The organism is Streptomyces sp. NBC_01116 (assembly GCF_041435495.1).
Lineage (GTDB): Bacteria > Actinomycetota > Actinomycetes > Streptomycetales > Streptomycetaceae > Streptomyces.
This window is the reverse complement of sequence record NZ_CP108644.1, coordinates 5,194,129-5,213,014: the sequence shown is the minus strand read 5'-3', so window position 1 is coordinate 5,213,014 and position 18,886 is coordinate 5,194,129. Positions and strand designations below refer to the sequence as shown.

Here is an 18,886-nt window from a genome sequence, read left to right as displayed (position 1 = left end):
GTCAGTTCTCCTTGAACGGGAAGCCGAGGTGACGAAGGAGGGCACGACCCTCGTCGTCGTTGGTCGCCGTGGTGACCACGGTGATGTCCATGCCCCGGACCCGGTCGATCTTGTCCTGGTCGATCTCGTGGAACATGACCTGCTCCGTGAGACCGAAGGTGTAGTTGCCACGGCCGTCGAACTGCTTCGGCGACAGGCCACGGAAGTCACGGATACGCGGAAGCGCGAGCGACAGCGTACGGTCCAGGAACTCCCACATCCGGTCACCACGAAGGGTGACGTGGCAGCCGATCGGCTGGCCCTCGCGCAGCTTGAACTGCGCGATGGACTTGCGGGCCTTGGTGACGGCCGGCTTCTGGCCGGTGATCGTGGTGAGGTCCTTGACGGCACCGTCGATCAGCTTGGAGTCGCGGGCGGCGTCGCCCACACCCATGTTGACCACGATCTTGACCAGACCGGGAACCTGCATGACGTTCTCGTACGAGAACTCCTCACGCAGCTTGCCGGCGATTTCCTCGCGGTAGCGCGTCTTGAGACGCGGCGCAGTGGTGGCAGTCATCAGATGTCCTCACCGGTCCGCTTGGCAACGCGGATCTTGTTGCCCTCGTCGTCAAAGCGGTAGCCGACGCGGGTGACAACCTTGTTGCCGTCCTTCTCCACGACCAGCTGAACGTTGCTGATGTGGATCGGGGCCTCGGTGGTGACAATGCCACCCGTCTGCGAACCGCGAGCCGTCTGACCGGCCTTGGTGTGCTTCTTGACCCGGTTGACACCCTCGACGAGGACGCGGTCCTGAGCGGGGTAGGCCACGATGACCTTGCCCTGCTTGCCCTTGTCCTTACCGGTGATGACCTGAACCAGGTCGCCCTTCTTGATCTTCATGCTTACAGCACCTCCGGCGCGAGCGAGATGATCTTCATGAACTTCTTCTCGCGCAGCTCCCGGCCCACCGGGCCGAAGATGCGGGTGCCGCGGGGGTCGCCGTCGTTCTTCAGAATGACGGCGGCGTTCTCGTCGAAGCGGATGTACGAGCCATCCTGACGACGACGCTCCTTGACGGTGCGAACGATGACGGCCTTGACGACGTCACCCTTCTTCACGTTGCCACCGGGGATCGCGTCCTTGACGGTGGCGACGATGACGTCACCGATACCCGCGTAGCGACGACCCGAGCCACCGAGAACACGAATGGTGAGAATTTCCTTCGCACCCGTGTTGTCGGCGACGCGCAGTCGCGACTCCTGCTGGATCACGTCTATCTCCTGATCGTCTGCCGGTTCCCGGCGGGTGCCTCTCCGTTACGGGAGAGGCACCCCACCGAGCCTGGCGGAACTGACCCGAGGGGAGAAACCCTCAGGAATTACTTGGCCTTCTCGAGGATCTCGACGATGCGCCAGCGCTTCGAGGCGGACAGCGGACGCGTCTCCATGATGATGACGCGGTCGCCGACGCCGGCACTGTTCTGCTCGTCGTGGGCCTTGAGCTTGTTCGTACGGCGGATGACCTTGCCGTACAGCGCGTGCTTCACGCGGTCCTCGACAGCGACGACGACGGTCTTGTCCATCTTGTCGCTGACGACCAGACCCTCACGGGTCTTGCGGAAACCGCGGTCGGTGTTCGTCTCAGTCACAGTCTTCTCGCTCATCAGGCGCTCTCCACCGTCTCGATGCCCAGCTCGCGCTCACGCATCAGGGTGTAGATCCGGGCGATGTCCTTACGGACGGACTTGAGCCGGCCGTGGTTCTCGAGCTGGCCCGTCGCCGCCTGGAAGCGGAGGTTGAACAGCTCTTCCTTGGCTTCGCGGAGCTTGTTGAGGAGCTCCTCGTCGCCCAGCTCGCGCAGCTCGGACGCCTTGGTACCGGCCGACATCACGACTCACCTGCCTCGCGCCGAACGATCCGGCACTTCATCGGAAGCTTGTGAGCAGCGCGGGTGAGCGCCTCACGAGCAATCTTCTCGTTCGGGTAGGACAGCTCGAACATCACCCGACCCGGCTTGACGTTCGCGATCCACCACTCGGGAGAACCCTTACCGGAACCCATGCGGGTCTCGGCGGGCTTCTTCGTCAGGGGACGGTCCGGGTAGATGTTGATCCAGACCTTGCCGCCACGCTTGATGTGACGGGTCATCGCGATACGAGCGGACTCGATCTGACGGTTCGTCACGTACGCCGGGGTCAGCGCCTGGATGCCGTACTCGCCGAACGCAACCTGCGTGCCACCCTTGGACATACCGCTGCGCTTCGGGTGGTGCTGCTTGCGGTGCTTGACCCTACGGGGGATCAGCATTTCGGTCAGGCCTCCGTTCCGGTGCTCTCAGCAGCCGGAGCAGCGGCGGCGGGAGCGTCGGCCTTGGGGGCCTCGGCTGCCGGCGACTGCTGCGGCTTACGGCCGCGACCGCCACGCTCGCCACCACGGCCACCGCGGCCGGCCGGGCGGTCAGCGCCGCCACGAGCCGGACGGTTGCCGGCGCGGGCCGCGGCGTTCTCGGCGCGAACCTCGGCGATGTTCTTGACGTCGCCCTTGTAGATCCAGACCTTCACGCCGATGCGGCCGAAGGTCGTCTTGGCCTCGAAGAAGCCGTAGTCGACGTTCGCACGGAGCGTGTGCAGGGGCACACGGCCCTCGCGGTAGAACTCCGAGCGGGACATCTCGGCGCCGCCGAGGCGACCGCCGCACTGGATCTTGATGCCCTTGGCGCCGGCCTTCATCGAGGACTGCATGCTCTTGCGCATGGCCCGACGGAAGGAGACGCGGGAGGAGAGCTGCTCGGCGACGGCCTGGGCCACCAGCTGAGCGTCCACCTCGGGGTTCTTGACCTCGAGGATGTTCAGCTGGACCTGCTTGCCGGTCAGCTTCTCCAGCTCGCCGCGGATGCGATCGGCCTCGGCGCCGCGGCGACCGATGACGATGCCCGGACGGGCGGTGTGGATGTCAACGCGGACGCGGTCGCGGGTGCGCTCGATCTCGACCTTCGAGATGCCGGCCCGCTCCATGCCCTTCGTCATCATGCGACGAATGGCGACGTCTTCCTTGACGTAGTCCTTGTACAGCTTGTCGGCGTACCAGCGGGACTTGAAGTCCGTGGTGATGCCGAGCCGGAACCCGTGCGGGTTTACCTTCTGGCCCATTACCGGGTTCCTTCCTTGCTGCTGACGACCACGGTGATGTGGCTGGTCCGCTTACGGATCCGGTAGGCACGGCCCTGAGCACGCGGACGGAACCGCTTCAGGGTCGGGCCCTCGTCCACGTACGCCTCGCTGATGACCAGCGAAGAGGCGTCGGTGTGGTCGTAGTTGTGTGCAGCGTTGGCAATGGCGCTGTCCAGCACCTTGCCAACCGGCACGCTCGCGGCCTGCGGGGCGAAACGCAGGACCGCCTGAGCCTCCGTGGCATCCATGCCACGGATGAGGTCCACCACTCGGCGGGCCTTCATGGGCGTGACGCGGATGTACCGCGCCTGGGCCCTGGCTTCCATGGTTGTCCCTTCGGTGTAAGTCATAGTCGTTTCCACCCCGCGCTAGCGGCGCTTCGACTTCCGGTCGTCCTTGACGTGGCCGCGGAAGGTGCGAGTCGGCGAGAACTCGCCGAGCTTGTGGCCGACCATCGACTCGGTGACGAACACCGGGACGTGGATCTTGCCGTTGTGCACCGCGATGGTGTGACCCAGCATGGCCGGGACGATCATCGAGCGACGGGACCAGGTCTTGATGACGTTCTTGGTGCCTGCCTCGTTCTGTACGTCCACCTTCTTGATGAGGTGGCCGTCGACGAAGGGCCCCTTCTTGAGACTGCGCGGCATCTAAACCCGCTCCTAGCGCTTCTTGTTCGTCTTGCGGCGGCGGACGATGTACTTGTTGCTCGCCTTCTTGGGAGAACGAGTACGACCCTCCTTCTGACCCCACGGCGAGACCGGGTGACGACCACCGGAGGTCTTGCCTTCACCACCACCGTGCGGGTGGTCAACCGGGTTCATCGCGACACCGCGGACGGTCGGGCGAACGCCCTTCCAGCGCATACGGCCGGCCTTGCCCCAGTTGATGTTCGACTGCTCGGCGTTGCCGACCTCGCCGATCGTCGCGCGGCAGCGCGCGTCGACCAGACGGATCTCACCCGACGGCATACGAAGGTGGGCCATGGTGCCCTCCTTCGCCAGCAGCTGCACGGAGGCACCCGCGGAACGGGCGAACTTCGCGCCGCCGCCGGGCCGCAGCTCGATGGCGTGGATGGTCGTACCGACCGGGATGTTGCGCAGCGCCAGGTTGTTGCCGGGCTTGATGTCGGCGGTCGGACCGTTCTCGACACGGTCACCCTGCGACAGGCCACGGGGAGCGACGATGTAACGCTTCTCGCCGTCCGCGTAGTGCAGCAGCGCGATGCGCGCGGTGCGGTTCGGGTCGTACTCGATGTGCGCGACCTTGGCCGGCACGCCGTCCTTGTCGTGACGACGGAAGTCGATCACGCGGTAGGCGCGCTTGTGGCCACCACCCTGGTGGCGAACGGTCACACGACCGGCGTTGTTACGGCCGCCCTTGCTGTGCAGGGGGCGGACCAGCGACTTCTCCGGCGTGGACCGCGTGATCTCGACAAAGTCGGCGACGCTGGAGCCACGACGGCCCGGGGTCGTCGGCTTGTACTTGCGGATACCCATTTCTCAGTCCTCGTCCGATTCCGGACGACTCGACCTCCGTTAGGAGGTCGGGCCGCCGAAGATGTCGATACGGTCGCCCTCGGCGAGGGTCACGATGGCGCGCTTCGTGTCGGAGCGCTTGCCGAAGCCGGTCTTGGTGCGCTTGCGCTTGCCCTGCCGGTTGATCGTGTTGACCCCGGTGACCTTGACCGAGAAGACCGCTTCCACGGCCTGCTTGATCTGGGTCTTGTTGGAGCCGGGCGCGACGATGAACGTGTACTTGTTCTCGTCGAGCAGCGCGTAGCTCTTCTCGGAGACCACGGGCTTGACGAGAACGTCACGCGGGTCCGAGTACGTCTTGCTGGTTACGGTCGCCTCGCTCATCAGGCGTCGCTCCCTTCGGTCTCAGCGGTCTGGGGGCCAGACACGAAGGACTCGAAAGCGGCCTGGGTGAAGACCACGTCGTCAGAGACGATCACGTCGTACGTGTTGAGCTGGCCCGGCTCCAGGATGTGCACCTGGGGCAGGTTGCGCGCGGACAGCCACGCGGCCTCGTCGGCGCGGTCGACGACCAGGAGCAGGTTCTGGCGCTCCGAGATCTTGCCGAGCAGCGTCTTGGCGGCCTTCGTGGAGGCGGCACCCTCGACCACGCCGGTGACGACGTGGATACGGGAGTGACGGGCCCGGTCCGAGAGGGCACCGCGCAGGGCGGCGGCCTTCATCTTCTTCGGGGTCCGCTGCGAGTAGTCACGCGGCTGCGGGCCGTGGACGACGCCACCACCGGCGAACTGCGGGGCGCGGGTCGAACCCTGACGGGCGCGGCCGGTGCCCTTCTGGCGGTAAGGCTTCTTGCCACCACCGCGGACTTCGCCGCGGCGCTTGGTCTTGTGCGTGCCCTGACGGGCAGCCGCCAGCTGAGCGACAACGACCTGGTGGATCAGCGGAACGCTGGTCTTCGCGTCGAAGATCTCCGCGGGGAGGTCGACGGTACCGGCCTTGTCGCCTGCCGGCGAAAGGATGTCAATGGTGCTCATTACCTCAAGCCCCCTTGGCCGCGGTACGGACCAGGACGAGGCCGCCGTTCGGACCGGGGACCGCACCCTTGATGAGGAGCAGACCCTTCTCCGCGTCAACCGCGTGGATGGTCAGGTTCTGGGTGGTGACGCGCTCGTTACCCATACGGCCCGCCATGCGCATGCCCTTGAAGACACGCCCAGGGGTGGCGCAGCCACCGATGGAACCGGGGGAACGGTGCTTGCGCTGGGTGCCGTGCCCGGCGCCGAGGCCCTTGAAGTTGTGACGCTTCATGACACCGGCGAAGCCCTTGCCCTTGCTCTTGCCCGTGACGTCGACCTTGACGCCGGACTCGAACACCTCGGCAGTGACCTCCTGGCCCAGCGTGTACTCGCTGGCGTCAGGGGTGCGGAGCTCCACCAGGTGGCGGCGCGGGGTGACGTCGGCCTTGGCGAAGTGACCCTTGAGGGGCTTGTTCACCTTGCGCGGGTCGATCTCGCCGAAGGCGATCTGGACCGCTTCGTAGCCGTCGCTGTCGTTGGTGCGAACCTGCGTCACGACGCACGGACCGGCCTTGACGACGGTCACCGGGACAACCCGGTTGTTCTCGTCCCAGACCTGGGTCATGCCGAGCTTCTCGCCCAGGACGCCCTTGATGTTCTTGCTCATCTCGGCCCGTCCCCTCAGAGCTTGATCTCGATGTCGACGCCCGCCGGGAGGTCGAGGCGCATCAGCGAGTCAACCGTCTTCGGCGTGGGGTCGAGGATGTCGATGAGGCGCTTGTGGGTGCGCATCTCGAAGTGCTCGCGAGAGTCCTTGTACTTGTGCGGCGACTTGATGACGCAGTACACGTTCTTCTCAGTGGGCAGCGGCACCGGGCCCGCGACCGACGCACCAGTGCGGGTCACCGTCTCGACGATCTTCTTCGCCGAGGAGTCGATGACCTCGTGGTCGTAGGCCTTGAGCCGGATGCGGATCTTCTGTCCCGCCATGGCTACTAGTAGTCCTGTCTCTCGTAACGCTCTGGAACCCGGGGGTTCTCTGGACTCCCCCTCCGACCCACGCGGTCGGGCGTGTCGCATCCCCTCTACGAAAATCTCCCGAAGGAGATCCCAACCAAGGGGGTGCGGACCCTGAGACCGCGGAACCGGGGGCGGAACACCCACCGGGTGCCTGGCCGGCGCCCTGCGTTGCTTCCCGAAAGATTCCCGTACGTCCGGCCCTGGGGGCCGACGAGTACTGTGGGACTCGCTTCCGGTCCTCCCGGCGGGAGGCGCGCAGCATTGACACTCAACCGAGCAACCTGGTCAGTGTGCCATACGGGGCGCGGGCCTGGCCAATCGAGTCGGGAATACTACCCCGTGCGAGCGAGTGCTCAAACGCGGGCGCGCATCCGGCGGTGCCGGGACCCGGACAAAGGCCCCGCCGACGGGTTCCGGAGCGCGAGCCCGCGCCCCGAGCGCGCAACCCTTCCGCCCCGATCCCCGTCTACTCCCCCGCGGGCACGGATCGACCGGCCGGTGGCCCGCGACAGAGCCGGGCAGTGCGCAGGACAGGGCGGCCGTTCGCCCGCTGCGGGGGAAGCGGGAGCGGACGGGGTGCGCGACGTGGTGGATCGATCTGTCCTGTCCCGGATACGGATACCCCGGCGCGCCCTCCTCCTCGCGACCGCCGCCACCGCCGCCACCGCCGGATGTGCCGTAACGGCTCCGCGGCGCCGCGGTCCGATGCCGGACCCGGCCCCCGGCCTGGCCATAGCGAGCGGCAGGCGGGCGCGGCTGATGCAGGTGCTGGCCCACCCCGACGACGACCTGTACCTGATGAACCCCGACACCCGTGAGGCCCTCGACGCCGGGACCCCGGTGGTCTGCGTCTACCTGAGCGCGGGCGATGCCGACGGCCTCAACAAGGTCCCCGGGGCCCCGCGCCCGAAGCCCGACCATGCCGCGTACTCCTCCGCCCGGCAGCAGGGCCTGCGCCAGGCGTACGCCGAGCTGCTCGGGCTCGACCGGTTCACCCCCTGGCAGAGATCGGTGCTCACCCTGCGCGGCGGCCACCGGGCCGAGCGGAACGTCCTGGCCGCCGGGGCCCGCCGGGTCGAGCTGATCTTCCTCAACACCGCGATGCACACCGGGCGCGGCCGCCTCGGGCTGCCCGGCCTCTGGGAGGACCGGCGGCTGGTGCTGCGTACCGTCGTCGCCGACGACTCCCCCTTGCAGAAGGCCGGTTCGTATACGTACGAGTCCCTGATCGACGTCCTCGTCGGGTTGCTGGAGGAGTACCGGCCGACCGTCGTGCACACGCTCGACCCGGACCCCGACCTCCGGGACAGCAGCGAGGGCGAACGCCTCCGGGACAGTGAGCAGCGCGGGTACTCCGACCACGCGGACCACACCCCGGCCGGGTGCTTCGCCTGGGCGGCCCTGATCCACTGGGTGGCGGCGACGACGCGCCGCGGGGAGCCGGTGCCCGGGTTCGTCGTCGCGGCGTACCGGGGGTACTACAACCACCACTGGCCCAAGAACCTGCCGCCCGAGGTGCTGGAGCGCAAGGCCGCCCACCTCGTCCCGTACGGCGGCGCGCCCGACTGGGAGTGCGGCCACCCGTCGGGCTGCGGCGACTACAACATCGGCGGAGACCGGCCCCTGGCCAGCCGCAAGGGCTGGGTCCGCTCCACCCACCACCGCTACCCGGGCCCCCGCGCCCAGGCCGCTTCCGGGCCGGACGGCCGGCTCACCGTCTACGGGGTGCTGGGGCTGCGTGCCGTCCGGTGGCGCGAGAGCGCGCCCGGCAGCGGGACCCTGGACGCGCCGGACGACCTCGGCGGCGGTCCGCTCTCCCCGGTGCTGGGCTCGGCGACGACGGCGGACGGCCGGCACCTGCTGTTCGGGCTGCGGTTCGCGGAGCTCTCGGGGCACGGCTCGGGCAACGAGCGCGAGATCGTGCTGCTGGAGCAGCGCTCGCCGGACGGCCCCTTCCGTGCCTGGCGGGGGCTGGGCAACCCCGCCACCACCGGCGACCACGGGCGCCGCGTCGGCACGCCCGTCGCCGTGGCCGCCCCGGGCGGCCGCGTCCACCTCTTCGTACGGAACGCGGAGAAGGGGCTGAGCACCCGGGTCCGGGACGCGGGCACCGGGCGTTGGAGCGGGTGGCGGGATCTGGGCGGCGGCGAGGTGCAGGACGGGCTGACGGCGGTCGTGGACACGGCGGGGCGCGTCCATGTGTACGCGGCCGGGCACGGTGCCGTGCACCACTGGGCCCAGGACGCCCCGGGCTCGGACGTCACCGCCCGTACCCAGCTCGCCGAGGTCCCCGTTCCGGCGCACGCGCCCGGCGCACTCCCCGCGCCCGACGGGTCCGTGGAGCTGTACTACCGGCCGGCCGCGCGGGAACGGCTCGTCGCCGTGCGGGCCGACGGCGCACCCGCGCCCCGTTTCGGCGGGTACGGTCCGGTGACCGCCGCCGCCTCACCGGGCGGCCCGGTCCTGCTCGGCCGTACCGCGGAGGGGCGGATCCAGCTGCGTACCGCCTCGGGCACCGCCGTGCGGTCCCGGGGACCGGTCGCCCTGGACGGTGTCGCCCTCCACCTCGGCGCGGTGGGCGGGCGGCCGTCCGTCGTGGGGTTCGGGCCGGACGCCGTGCCCTGGGTGTGGCGACCGGCGACCGCGGGAGCGGACGCGTCCGGCCCAACCGCCGCCCCATAACGCCGAGTTATACCCAAACGCTAGTACCCCCGCCTCGTCGCGCTCCGGCACCCTGTTGCCCACCATCCCCCACGGACACGCACACCCCGGCGTGTCGCGCGAAACGAGGAATCATGCGTATATCCAGGCTCGTGCCCGCTGCCGCCGCCGCAGCGGCCTGTGTCCTCGCCCTCTTCGCACCGTCCGCCTCGGCCGCTCCCGAGGCACCGCTCCAGGACTCCCCGCCCCCGACCACCCAGATCATCGGCGGCGGCCAGGCGTCCAACGCCCCCTGGGCCGCCCGCCTCTTCTCGAACGGCAGAGAGACCTGTTCGGCGACGATCATCGCGCCGACCTGGATCCTCACCGCCAAGCACTGCGTCACCGGCGGCGGTCTGTCGTTCCGCATCGGCAGCCTCGACCAGCACAGCGGCGGTGTGGTCGCCAACGGCGCCCAGACCTACACCCACAGCTCGGACCTGGCGCTGGTGCGCCTGGACCGTTCCGTGCAGGCGACCTACTCCCGGCTCGGCTCGCCCGGCTCGGTGAGCGTCGGGCAGAGCGTCCAGGTCTGGGGCTGGGGCGCCACCTCGCAGTGCGGCTCCGAGGCCAACTGCCAGTCCCGCTACCTGAAGGTCGCCAACGTGACGGTCACCGGCGGCTGCGGTGACGCGTACGGCGGCTCGGCGATCTGCGCCCGCCGCGGCAACGGCATCACCGCCGGCGGCGACTCCGGCGGCCCGATGACGGCGAACGGCATCCAGGTCGGCGTCGCCTCCACCAGCGACCGGCAGACCACGACCGCGTACACGAACGTCACCGCGTACCGGTCCTGGATCCAGTCGATCGCGGGCGTCTGACCGACCCCACCGCCCGGGGCTGCGGGCACCTGACGGACCCGCCGCCCCGTGAACCGTAGGGCCCCCTTACCTCGCCGCCCTGAGGTACCGGGGCCCTACACCCATTTCTGGGCCGCAGCGACGCACCCTCGCCATCCGCCGTGCGTCATCGCGTTCCGCGGCTGGTCCCTCCGCGCCTGCCGAGCGGCACCACGGGCCACACCGCGGGCGACAGGAGCGCGAAAGCGGCCATCGCTCCGGCCAGGACCAGGGAGGGGGCCCCGGTCAGGTGGTCGCCGGCGGCGGAGAGCAGCCGGGAGGGATGGTCGCCCTCGACGAGAGTGCCTGCCGCGAGGGTCAGCAGGCCGACGGCGACGACGGTCGCCGCGAGCACCGCCAGCAGCGCCCCCAGCCGTGCCGCCGCCCCGGTGGGCCGCAGGTCGAGGTCCGGTCCGACGAGCACGGGCGTGAGGCTGCGCGCCGCGACCGGGCGGACCACGATGAGCCCGGCGAAGAGCGCGTACTGCCACCAGGCGACGTGTTCGGTGAACTGCTCGGCCAAGCCGATGCCCCTGACGGCCGCGGCACTGGCGTTCACCACCCACACGATCCAGGCGGCGACGGCCGCGTGGGCCACCCGGTCGGCGATCCGCGCTCCACGTGCCTCTTCGGTCATGCCCGTACCCGCCCCCGCACTCCGCTCCTCGGCCCCTGCCCGTCCGACCATAGCGAAGGGCCCCGCACCTCTTCCGAGGTGCGGGGCCCTTCTTGCGGCTCGGTGAGCCACCAGGTCCAAGGACCAAGCAGAAACTACTTGATGATCTTGGTGACCTGGCCGGCGCCCACGGTCCGGCCACCCTCACGGATGGCGAACTTCAGGCCCTCTTCCATGGCGACGGGCTGGATCAGCGACACGTCCATGAGGGTGTTGTCACCCGGCATGACCATCTCGGTGCCCTCGGGAAGGGTCACAACGCCCGTCACGTCCGTGGTACGGAAGTAGAACTGCGGGCGGTAGTTGTTGAAGAACGGGGTGTGACGGCCACCCTCGTCCTTCGACAGGATGTAGGACTGCGCCTGGAACTCGGTGTGCGGCGTGACCGAGCCGGGCTTGATGATGACCTGGCCGCGCTCGACGTCCTCGCGCTTGATGCCACGGAGGAGCAGACCGACGTTCTCACCGGCCTGGCCCTCGTCGAGCAGCTTGCGGAACATCTCGATGCCGGTGACCGTGGTGGTGGTCTTCTCGGTCTTGATACCGACGATGTCGACGGTCTCGTTGACCTTCAGGACACCACGCTCGATGCGGCCGGTGACGACCGTACCGCGACCGGTGATCGTGAAGACGTCCTCGATCGGCATGAGGAACGGCTTCTCGACGTCACGCTCGGGCTGCGGGATGGACTCGTCGACGGCCTTCATCAGGTCGAGGACGGTCTGGCCCCACTCCTTGTCGCCCTCAAGGGCCTTGAGCGCCGAGACCTTGACGACCGGAAGGTCGTCGCCCGGGAACTCGTACTCGGAGAGGAGCTCACGGACCTCGAGCTCGACGAGCTCCAGGATCTCCTCGTCGTCCACCATGTCGGCCTTGTTCAGCGCGACGACGATGTAGGGGACGCCGACCTGGCGGGCCAGGAGGACGTGCTCCTTCGTCTGCGGCATCGGGCCGTCGGTGGCCGCGACCACGAGGATGGCGCCGTCCATCTGCGCCGCACCCGTGATCATGTTCTTGATGTAGTCCGCGTGACCGGGGCAGTCGACGTGCGCGTAGTGACGCGACTCCGTCTGGTACTCGACGTGCGCGATGGAGATGGTGATACCGCGCTGGCGCTCTTCGGGAGCCTTGTCGATCTGGTCAAAGGCCGAGGCCTCGTTCAGGTCCGGGTACGCGTCGTGCAGCACCTTGGTAATGGCGGCCGTGAGGGTCGTCTTACCGTGGTCGATGTGACCGATGGTGCCGATGTTGACGTGGGGCTTAGTCCGCTCGAACTTTGCCTTCGCCACTGGGGTCCTCCTGAGTGGTTCTGTACGCCTTGCTTCATCGGCGCCAGGTGATCTTTGCTGGGGTGCCGGCGCCGGGGGCATCGGGCACAGTGCTCGCGCGCTGTGCCCGATGCCCACCAGGCTCCGGTGACAAGCCTAAAGCGTGAGCTCGGGAGAGTTACTCGCCCTTGGCCTTCGCGATGATCTCCTCGGCGACGTTCCGCGGAACCTCGGCGTAGGAGTCGAACTGCATCGAGTAGCTTGCGCGACCCGAGGTCTTGCTGCGGAGGTCTCCGACGTAGCCGAACATCTCCGAGAGGGGCACGAGGCCCTTCACGACGCGAGCGCCGCTGCGCTCCTCCATGGCCTGGATCTGGCCACGGCGGGAGTTGAGGTCGCCGATGACATCGCCCATGTAGTCCTCGGGCGTGGTGACCTCGACGGCCATCATCGGCTCAAGGAGCACGGGAGAGGCCTTGCGGGCACCCTCCTTGAACGCCTGCGAACCGGCGATCTTGAAGGCGAGCTCCGAGGAGTCGACCTCGTGGTAACCACCGTCGAGAAGGGTGACGCGGACGCCGACCATCTCGTAACCGGCCAGGATGCCGAACTGCATGGCTTCCTGAGCACCCGCGTCCACCGAGGGAATGTACTCACGGGGGATGCGGCCACCGGTGACCTTGTTGACGAACTCGTAGGAGGCGTCGCCACCCTCGATGGGCTCGAGGGCGATCTGCACCTTCGCGAACTGGCCGGTACCACCAGTCTGCTTCTTGTGCGTGAAGTCGATGCGCTCGACGGCCTTGCGGATCGTCTCGCGGTACGCGACCTGGGGCTTGCCGACGTTCGCCTCGACGCGGAACTCGCGCTTCATGCGGTCGACGAGCACCTCGAGGTGAAGCTCGCCCATACCACCGATGATGGTCTGGCCGGTCTCCTCGTCGGAGTGCACCTGGAAGGAGGGGTCCTCCTCCGAGAGGCGCTGGATGGCGACACCCAGCTTCTCCTGGTCACCCTTGGACTTCGGCTCGATGGCGACCTGAATGACCGGCGCCGGGAAGTCCATGGACTCCAGGATGACCGGGTTCTTGTCGTCGCACAGCGTCTCACCGGTGGTGGTCTGCTTGAGACCCATGACGGCGATGATGTCGCCCGCGCCCACCGATGCGATCTCCTCACGCTTGTTCGCGTGCATGCGGTAGATCTTGCCGATGCGCTCCTTCTTGCCCTTGACGGAGTTCAGCACCGCGGTGCCGGCCTCCAGGCGACCGGAGTAGATCCGGACGAAGGTGAGCTTGCCCAGGTGCGGGTCGCTCGCGATCTTGAACGCCAGGCCGGAGAACGGCTCGTCGTCCGAGGGCTTGCGCTGGATGACCTTCTCCGGGTCCTTCACGTCGTGGCCCTCGATGGCCTCGACGTCCAGGGGGGAAGGCAGGTAGCGCACGACCGCGTCGAGCAGGGGCTGGACACCCTTGTTCTTGAACGCGGTGCCACAGAACACCGGGGTGACGGTGACGGAGTCGGCACTGCCCTTCGACGCCAGCGTGATGCGACGGATCGCCTCGTGCAGCTGCTCCTGGGTGGGCTCGGTGCCCTCCAGGTACAGCTCCATCATGTCGTCGTCGTTCTCGGCCACGGCCTCCAGGAGCTTGCCGCGCCACTCGGCGGCCGACTCCTTGAGGTTGTCCGGGATCTCGACGGTGTTGTACATCTCGCCCTTGGCGGCCTCTTCGGGGTACACGAAGGCCTTCATCGACACGAGGTCGACGACGCCGGTGAAGTCCGCCTCGGCGCCAATGGGGAGCTGCATGACGATCGGGGTCGCGCCGAGGCGGTCCACGATCATCTGGACGCAACGGAAGAAGTCGGCACCGGTGCGGTCGAGCTTGTTGACGAAGCAGATACGCGGAACGCCGTAGCGGTCCGCCTGACGCCAGACGGTCTCGGACTGCGGCTCGACGCCGGCCACACCGTCGAACACGGTGACGGCGCCGTCGAGGACGCGGAGCGAACGCTCCACCTCGACGGTGAAGTCGACGTGACCCGGGGTGTCGATGATGTTGATGGTGTGGTCAACATCGTTGAGCGGCCAGTGGCAGGTCGTCGCGGCGGACGTGATCGTGATGCCGCGCTCCTGCTCCTGCTCCATCCAGTCCATCGTGGCAGCGCCGTCGTGGACTTCACCGATCTTGTAGCTCACACCGGTGTAGAAGAGGATCCGCTCAGTGGTGGTCGTCTTCCCCGCGTCGATGTGGGCCATGATCCCAATGTTGCGGACCTTGGCCAGGTCAAGCGAAGTGGTGGCCATAAGGCTCAATCTTCTCTCGGTCTCGATGGGGGTAGCGACTACCAGCGGTAGTGCGCGAAGGCCTTGTTGGACTCGGCCATCTTGTGGGTGTCCTCACGCTTCTTGACCGAAGCGCCGAGGCCGTTGGAGGCGTCGAGCAGTTCGTTCATGAGGCGCTCGGTCATGGTCTTCTCGCGGCGGGCGCGGGAGTAACCGACGAGCCAGCGCAGAGCGAGGGTGGAGGCACGACCGGGCTTGACCTCGATCGGCACCTGGTAGGTGGCGCCACCGACACGGCGGGACTTGACCTCGAGCGAGGGCTTGACGTTCTCAAGCGCGCGCTTCAGCGTGATGACCGGGTCGTTGCCGGTCTTCTCGCGGAGGCCTTCCATGGCGCCGTACACGATCCGCTCGGCGGTGGAACGCTTGCCGTCGAGGAGGATCTTGTTGATCAGCGAGGTGACAAGAGGAGAGCTGTAGACCGGGTCGATGATGACCGGGCGCTTCGGGGCGGGGCCCTTACGAGGCATTCTTACTTCTCCTTCTTGGCGCCGTAGCGGCTGCGGGCCTGCTTGCGGTTCTTGACACCCTGGGTGTCAAGGGAGCCGCGGATGATCTTGTAACGAACACCCGGCAGGTCCTTCACACGGCCACCACGCACGAGCACGATGGAGTGCTCCTGCAGGTTGTGTCCCTCACCCGGGATGTAGGCCGTGACCTCGATGCCGGAGGTCAGACGCACACGCGCGACCTTACGGAGCGCCGAGTTCGGCTTCTTCGGGGTGGTCGTGAACACACGCGTGCAGACACCGCGACGCTGGGGCGAACCCTCGAGCGCGGGCGTCTTGTTCTTCTCGACCTTGTCCTGCCGGCCCTTCCGGACCAGCTGCTGGATCGTAGGCACTACTTCTCCGGTTTCTGTGTGCCGTTCGTGAAACTAACCTGGAACATCGCCGACCCACGCGGTCGGGTGTGTCGAATACTGCGGACTTCCGCCCCAAGGGCAGCAGGGCGCAGATTGCGGTGGCTACTGACGGACTCGCGATGCGGTTGAGGACACGCACACGAGCCCAGGCACACCCCAGGCACAAGGCTTGAGCGTACCTACCTCACGGAGCTGGGTCAAAACAAATGCTGTCCACGCCGACACGCCGGGACCGCCCCGGCCGCCGGCGTACGGACGGGGCGGCCGGCGGCCGGGTCCGCCCGCGCCCTCGGCCGCCCTCAGCGCGCTCCGTCGTCGGGAGTGGCGGAGCCCCCGCCCTCGGCCGACGGCCTGCCCGGCAGACGCAGCCGCGACGCCGGGAGGGTGGGAATCGTCGGGACCCGGGAGTTGCGGCTCTTGGGTACGAGCGCGGGCTCGGGCCCACCGCCGGTGCGCGGCGGCCGGGACGGCCGGGGCGCACCGGCGGGCCGGTCGGACTGGGGCCGGTCGGACTGGGGCCGGTCTGCCGCCTGATTCCGGTCGGCCGCCCGGGGCCGGTCGCGGCGGGGCTCCTCGCCGTCGCTCCGGCCGCCGTCCGGCACGCCGTCGCCGCGCTCACCCTCGGCGGGCAGGCCGTCCCCACGACCGGTGCCATGGGGTTCGCCGTTGCGGCCCTCCGACCGGAAGGGGATCACGGCCGCCCGGCCCGGGGTGCGCCCCACCAGCCGTAACGTGCGCAGGCTCGCGGCCCTCGCCGCCTCGACGGCGGGCTCGAAGTGGTCGGCGGCGTCACGCCAGCCGTGGGAGTACGCGCGCAGCTCCCGCCGCTCCAGCTCCGCCCGCAGCAGGACGACGACCTCGTGCGGTTCATGGGCGTCGAGCAGTTCGCCGAGTTCGGCCAGGAGGGCCGCGTACGTCTCCGGTCCCGGATCTCCGGCCGGCGGGGCGGCGCCGGCCGTCCCGGGCCCCGACGGCGGGGGGTCCTGAGCCGCGGATCGGGCGCGGTCCTCCCGCTCGGCCATGTACCCCTCCTTGCCGTCCACGCGAGACGCTCCGGACCGCGCGGGGCACGGAACGCGCTCACGGCGATCGAACGCTCGCTCCGCCCGGCGCGCACCCGGCGGGGTACGTCCGTGCTCGCTGTTCTTGGACCTGCAGGGGCGGGGGGACAGGCCACGACATCCTACGGGCCGGAGGCGGAGGCGGCCCGCCCGGGCCGTCGCCGGTCCGGCGGCGGCCTCCACGCCCTGCCGCGCCACCCCGATCCGGTCCGACGCGTGCCGACGCGGTCGGGCAGCGGGACGGGCGTCAGTCGGAGGCGCGCGGCGCCCGGCTTCCGGCGACGGCGGCGGCCGCCTGGTCGGGGAGGAACTGGCCCGCGACCCGGACGAACATCTCACGCTGGTCGGTCGGCACACCCAGGGCGACAGCGGCCTCCTCCAGGGTGAGCGGACGGCCTCCGGCCACGGTCCCGCCCGCCGGGGCGGACGGCAGCGGCAGGTCCTCCTCGGTGAGGCGCCCGGAGCGGATGAGCATGTCGCGCACCGGGACCTGGAGCACCTGGGCGAGACGCCGGGTGGTCTCCAGGTCGGGCATGCTCTGCCGCTGCAGAAGGCGGGTGATGGCGGCCCGGTGGACCCCGGCCTCGTCGGCGAGACGGGACTTGCCACCGCCGCGTGGACTGTCGATGTCGAAGCCGCGCCGACGGATCAGTTCCTCGATCCAGGTCGCGAAGCTGTCGAGTTCGCCCGTGGTCATGGGGCACTCGCCTCCCTCCGAAGCGATGTCCAGACTATCGCGCTTGCGCGCAAGGAATTACCCCGCGCACCCCTACCATTTGGGCAAAATCTGTGGAGATAAAGGCCCCGTAGCCCCCGAATCCCCCTTGCGTGCGAGCACGCAACATGTCAGTGTGCGGACCCGCAACATCTCTGCGCGGGGAGAAGGGATCGCCATGACCACACCGAACACCTCCACATCGAACACGCCGATCACACCGCAGCCCTCCGGAACGCACGCCACCGCACCGGATCCCGGGCACGGCAACGGCAACGGCAACGGCGGCAGCGGCAGCGGCAGCGGCAGCAGGAGCGACAGCACGGCCGCGGACGCCGTGCTCTGGATCGAGCTGCTGCTGCACCAGTTCCCGGAACTGCTCGTCGAACTCGCTCCCTCCTACCGCTCCCCCTCCGCCCCGCGGGCGGCCCCTTCCGGGCGCGGCCCGGCCCCGGCGGGCCCGACCCGCGCCGAGCGGGAGGAGGCCCTGCGGGCCGAGCAGGCCCACGGGCTCACGCCGTCCGGCTCCCGCACCTCCCCCGTGCGGCTCCACATCTCCGACGCCGTACGCGACATCACGGATGGCGTGATCGAGCTGGACGAGGCCGTGCACGACCGGCTCCGGATGCCCCGCCCCCGCCGCGAGCGGGTGTCCGGGCGACTGCTGCGCGTCGCGGGGCTGCTCGACCGGGCCGCCGCCGACGACGTCCTCCTCGAACACATCAGGGACGAGGTCCGGCGGATGGCCCGCCGCTGCACCCGGGCCCTGGGCGGCGCCGAACCGGTGGTACGAGTGGGCGGCCGCTGCCCCTGGTGCGACTCGGTCTCGCTGCGGGCCTTCCCCGCGCGCCGGGCGGTGCTCTGCGTCAACCCGGCCTGCCGCTGTACGGACCGCGCCTGCGACTGCCGTACGGATCCGGCGCACCGGCACGCGTGGAGCGAGGGCGCCTGGGTGCGGCTCGCCGCGGAGTCCGGCGGCGATCTCACGGAGCTGACCGGCGCGACCGCGGACACCCCGCGGCGGGAGGGCGGGCGATGACGGCCGCGACCCTGCTGACCGGAGCACTGGCCGCGCACGAGGCGGGCGTGACCCCGGCGACGATCCGCAAGTGGGTCCAGCTGGGCCACCTCAGCCCTGCCGGCCGGCAGGGCCGTGCGCACGTGTTCCGCCTGGAGGACGTCTTCGCGGCGGAACGGGCGGCCCGGCGGAAGACCCCGGAGACCCGGCGCCGGCCGTGAGGCGCGTGTGAACAGACAGGAAGGGGCGGCCCGTTCGGGCCGCCCCTTCCTGTCTGTCCCCCCGGCTACTTCTCGGGCGCGGCGGCCATGCGGAAGACCTGGGCCCCGCCGTCGGCGCCCCCGGACGCCAGCGCGATCGCCTCGCCCCAGCCGCTGCGGAACCCCCGCGTCTCCGCCTCGACCGCGACTCTCGCCCCGACCTTGCCGACGACGGCGGTGAGCGTGCGGGCGACCTCCGCCGTGTACGTACCCGACTCCCCCGACTCCGCGGCCACCTCGACCGCGGCGGCCACGACATCGGCCAGCCGCTCCTGGGCACCGATCACCGGCTCGCTCCCGTCCACCCGCTCCCCCGTTTCCTCGCTCCGCACGCTCGTCAGGGCGCTTCCTCCACTGAGAACCGCCAACTCTCGAAAGCCTGTTCGATAACCGCAGAATAACGCACCGGGCACGGGAGTGCGGGAGGCCAGAACAGGCCCCACCCGCGCGCCGCCGGGCATGGACAGCCCCG

General features: G+C 69.3%; 26 protein-coding genes. 4 read left to right on the top strand and 22 right to left on the bottom strand.

The genetic code is table 11. The features are described 5' to 3' along the window. Window position 1: 1 nt before the first annotated feature. The 14 genes from rplE to rpsJ all read right to left on the bottom strand — a co-directional run bounded on the left by rplE (window position 2) and on the right by rpsJ (window position 6,635). On the bottom strand, window positions 2–559 hold the full coding sequence (rplE, locus tag OG245_RS23020; protein ID WP_003966948.1) for a 50S ribosomal protein L5: 558 nt from the start codon (window positions 557–559) through the stop codon (window positions 2–4). Continuing rightward, window positions 559–882 carry a 50S ribosomal protein L24 gene (gene rplX / locus OG245_RS23015; protein ID WP_007446729.1) on the bottom strand — a complete coding sequence of 108 codons (324 nt, stop codon included), beginning with the start codon at window positions 880–882 and terminating at the stop codon, window positions 559–561. The genes rplE and rplX overlap by 1 nt, the downstream gene beginning before the upstream one ends. Before the next feature lie 2 nt (window positions 883–884). After that, window positions 885–1,253, bottom strand: coding sequence for a 50S ribosomal protein L14 (gene rplN, locus OG245_RS23010; protein ID WP_003966950.1), 369 nt, complete (start codon window positions 1,251–1,253; stop codon window positions 885–887). A 107-nt stretch (window positions 1,254–1,360) separates the two neighbouring features. Then, window positions 1,361–1,645, bottom strand: a complete 285-nt coding sequence (gene rpsQ, locus OG245_RS23005) for a 30S ribosomal protein S17 (RefSeq protein ID WP_018960204.1) — start codon at window positions 1,643–1,645, stop codon at window positions 1,361–1,363. After that, window positions 1,645–1,869 (bottom strand): 50S ribosomal protein L29, encoded by a 225-nt coding sequence (gene rpmC, locus OG245_RS23000; RefSeq protein ID WP_003966952.1) that lies wholly within the window; start codon window positions 1,867–1,869, stop codon window positions 1,645–1,647. The genes rpsQ and rpmC overlap by 1 nt, the downstream gene beginning before the upstream one ends. Then, entirely contained in the window at window positions 1,869–2,288 is a 420-nt protein-coding gene (rplP, locus tag OG245_RS22995) for a 50S ribosomal protein L16 (protein WP_003966953.1), read from the bottom strand. The genes rpmC and rplP overlap by 1 nt, the downstream gene beginning before the upstream one ends. A 5-nt stretch (window positions 2,289–2,293) precedes the next feature. Then, a complete protein-coding gene (rpsC, locus tag OG245_RS22990) occupies window positions 2,294–3,130 on the bottom strand; it encodes a 30S ribosomal protein S3 (protein ID WP_007446736.1) in 837 nt (278 codons plus the stop codon). Then, window positions 3,130–3,477 (bottom strand): 50S ribosomal protein L22, encoded by a 348-nt coding sequence (gene rplV, locus OG245_RS22985; RefSeq protein ID WP_004571827.1) that lies wholly within the window; start codon window positions 3,475–3,477, stop codon window positions 3,130–3,132. The genes rpsC and rplV overlap by 1 nt, the downstream gene beginning before the upstream one ends. 42 nt (window positions 3,478–3,519) lie before the next feature. Beyond that, window positions 3,520–3,801 (bottom strand): 30S ribosomal protein S19, encoded by a 282-nt coding sequence (gene rpsS / locus OG245_RS22980; RefSeq protein WP_003966956.1) that lies wholly within the window; start codon window positions 3,799–3,801, stop codon window positions 3,520–3,522. A gap of 12 nt (window positions 3,802–3,813) precedes the next feature. Beyond that, window positions 3,814–4,650 (bottom strand): 50S ribosomal protein L2, encoded by an 837-nt coding sequence (rplB, locus tag OG245_RS22975; protein WP_003966957.1) that lies wholly within the window; start codon window positions 4,648–4,650, stop codon window positions 3,814–3,816. Window positions 4,651–4,689: 39 nt separating this feature from the next. Beyond that, on the bottom strand, window positions 4,690–5,013 hold the full coding sequence (gene rplW / locus OG245_RS22970; RefSeq protein ID WP_007446738.1) for a 50S ribosomal protein L23: 324 nt from the start codon (window positions 5,011–5,013) through the stop codon (window positions 4,690–4,692). Then, window positions 5,013–5,663, bottom strand: coding sequence for a 50S ribosomal protein L4 (gene rplD / locus OG245_RS22965; protein WP_003966959.1), 651 nt, complete (start codon window positions 5,661–5,663; stop codon window positions 5,013–5,015). Before rplD ends, rplW begins: the two co-directional genes overlap by 1 nt. Window positions 5,664–5,667: 4 nt before the next feature. Then, entirely contained in the window at window positions 5,668–6,312 is a 645-nt protein-coding gene (rplC, locus tag OG245_RS22960) for a 50S ribosomal protein L3 (protein WP_003966960.1), read from the bottom strand. Window positions 6,313–6,326: 14 nt separating this feature from the next. Then, complete coding sequence (gene rpsJ / locus OG245_RS22955; protein ID WP_003948644.1) at window positions 6,327–6,635, bottom strand: 30S ribosomal protein S10; 309 nt, start codon at window positions 6,633–6,635, stop codon at window positions 6,327–6,329. Window positions 6,636–7,283: 648 nt separating this feature from the next. On the opposite strand from rpsJ, the gene OG245_RS22950 reads away from it, so the two are divergent. Both OG245_RS22950 and OG245_RS22945 read left to right on the top strand, forming a co-directional pair. Then, complete coding sequence (locus OG245_RS22950) at window positions 7,284–9,347, top strand: PIG-L family deacetylase (protein ID WP_371627961.1); 2,064 nt, start codon at window positions 7,284–7,286, stop codon at window positions 9,345–9,347. Between the two features lie 113 nt (window positions 9,348–9,460). Then, the gene (locus tag OG245_RS22945) at window positions 9,461–10,186 is read left to right on the top strand and encodes a trypsin-like serine protease (protein ID WP_371625358.1); all 726 of its coding nucleotides are present in this window, start codon (window positions 9,461–9,463) and stop codon (window positions 10,184–10,186) included. A 145-nt stretch (window positions 10,187–10,331) separates the two neighbouring features. Here OG245_RS22945 and OG245_RS22940 read toward each other — a convergent pair whose 3' ends face one another. The 7 genes from OG245_RS22940 to OG245_RS22910 form a co-directional block, all read right to left on the bottom strand. Further along, complete coding sequence (locus OG245_RS22940; protein ID WP_371625357.1) at window positions 10,332–10,841, bottom strand: hypothetical protein; 510 nt, start codon at window positions 10,839–10,841, stop codon at window positions 10,332–10,334. A gap of 134 nt (window positions 10,842–10,975) precedes the next feature. After that, window positions 10,976–12,169 carry an elongation factor Tu gene (gene tuf, locus OG245_RS22935; protein ID WP_007445914.1) on the bottom strand — a complete coding sequence of 398 codons (1,194 nt, stop codon included), beginning with the start codon at window positions 12,167–12,169 and terminating at the stop codon, window positions 10,976–10,978. Between the two features lie 157 nt (window positions 12,170–12,326). Continuing rightward, window positions 12,327–14,456, bottom strand: coding sequence for an elongation factor G (fusA, locus tag OG245_RS22930; protein ID WP_371625356.1), 2,130 nt, complete (start codon window positions 14,454–14,456; stop codon window positions 12,327–12,329). Between the two features lie 38 nt (window positions 14,457–14,494). After that, on the bottom strand, window positions 14,495–14,965 hold the full coding sequence (gene rpsG / locus OG245_RS22925) for a 30S ribosomal protein S7 (RefSeq protein WP_003966970.1): 471 nt from the start codon (window positions 14,963–14,965) through the stop codon (window positions 14,495–14,497). A gap of 2 nt (window positions 14,966–14,967) precedes the next feature. Continuing rightward, on the bottom strand, window positions 14,968–15,339 hold the full coding sequence (gene rpsL / locus OG245_RS22920) for a 30S ribosomal protein S12 (RefSeq protein ID WP_003948652.1): 372 nt from the start codon (window positions 15,337–15,339) through the stop codon (window positions 14,968–14,970). Between the two features lie 320 nt (window positions 15,340–15,659). Beyond that, window positions 15,660–16,382 (bottom strand): hypothetical protein, encoded by a 723-nt coding sequence (locus OG245_RS22915; RefSeq protein WP_371625355.1) that lies wholly within the window; start codon window positions 16,380–16,382, stop codon window positions 15,660–15,662. Between the two features lie 286 nt (window positions 16,383–16,668). Then, window positions 16,669–17,118: a helix-turn-helix domain-containing protein gene (locus tag OG245_RS22910; protein ID WP_371625354.1), complete on the bottom strand. Its 450-nt coding sequence runs from the start codon at window positions 17,116–17,118 to the stop codon at window positions 16,669–16,671. Window positions 17,119–17,314: 196 nt separating this feature from the next. Between OG245_RS22910 and OG245_RS22905 the strand changes: the two genes are divergently transcribed. Both OG245_RS22905 and OG245_RS22900 read left to right on the top strand, forming a co-directional pair. After that, window positions 17,315–18,175: a hypothetical protein gene (locus tag OG245_RS22905; RefSeq protein WP_371625353.1), complete on the top strand. Its 861-nt coding sequence runs from the start codon at window positions 17,315–17,317 to the stop codon at window positions 18,173–18,175. Beyond that, window positions 18,172–18,375, top strand: a complete 204-nt coding sequence (locus OG245_RS22900; protein ID WP_371625352.1) for a hypothetical protein — start codon at window positions 18,172–18,174, stop codon at window positions 18,373–18,375. The genes OG245_RS22905 and OG245_RS22900 overlap by 4 nt, the downstream gene beginning before the upstream one ends. A gap of 65 nt (window positions 18,376–18,440) precedes the next feature. On the opposite strand, the gene OG245_RS22895 is transcribed toward OG245_RS22900, so the two are convergent. Next, the gene (locus tag OG245_RS22895) at window positions 18,441–18,746 is read right to left on the bottom strand and encodes a hypothetical protein (protein ID WP_371625351.1); all 306 of its coding nucleotides are present in this window, start codon (window positions 18,744–18,746) and stop codon (window positions 18,441–18,443) included. Window positions 18,747–18,886 lie beyond the last annotated feature (140 nt).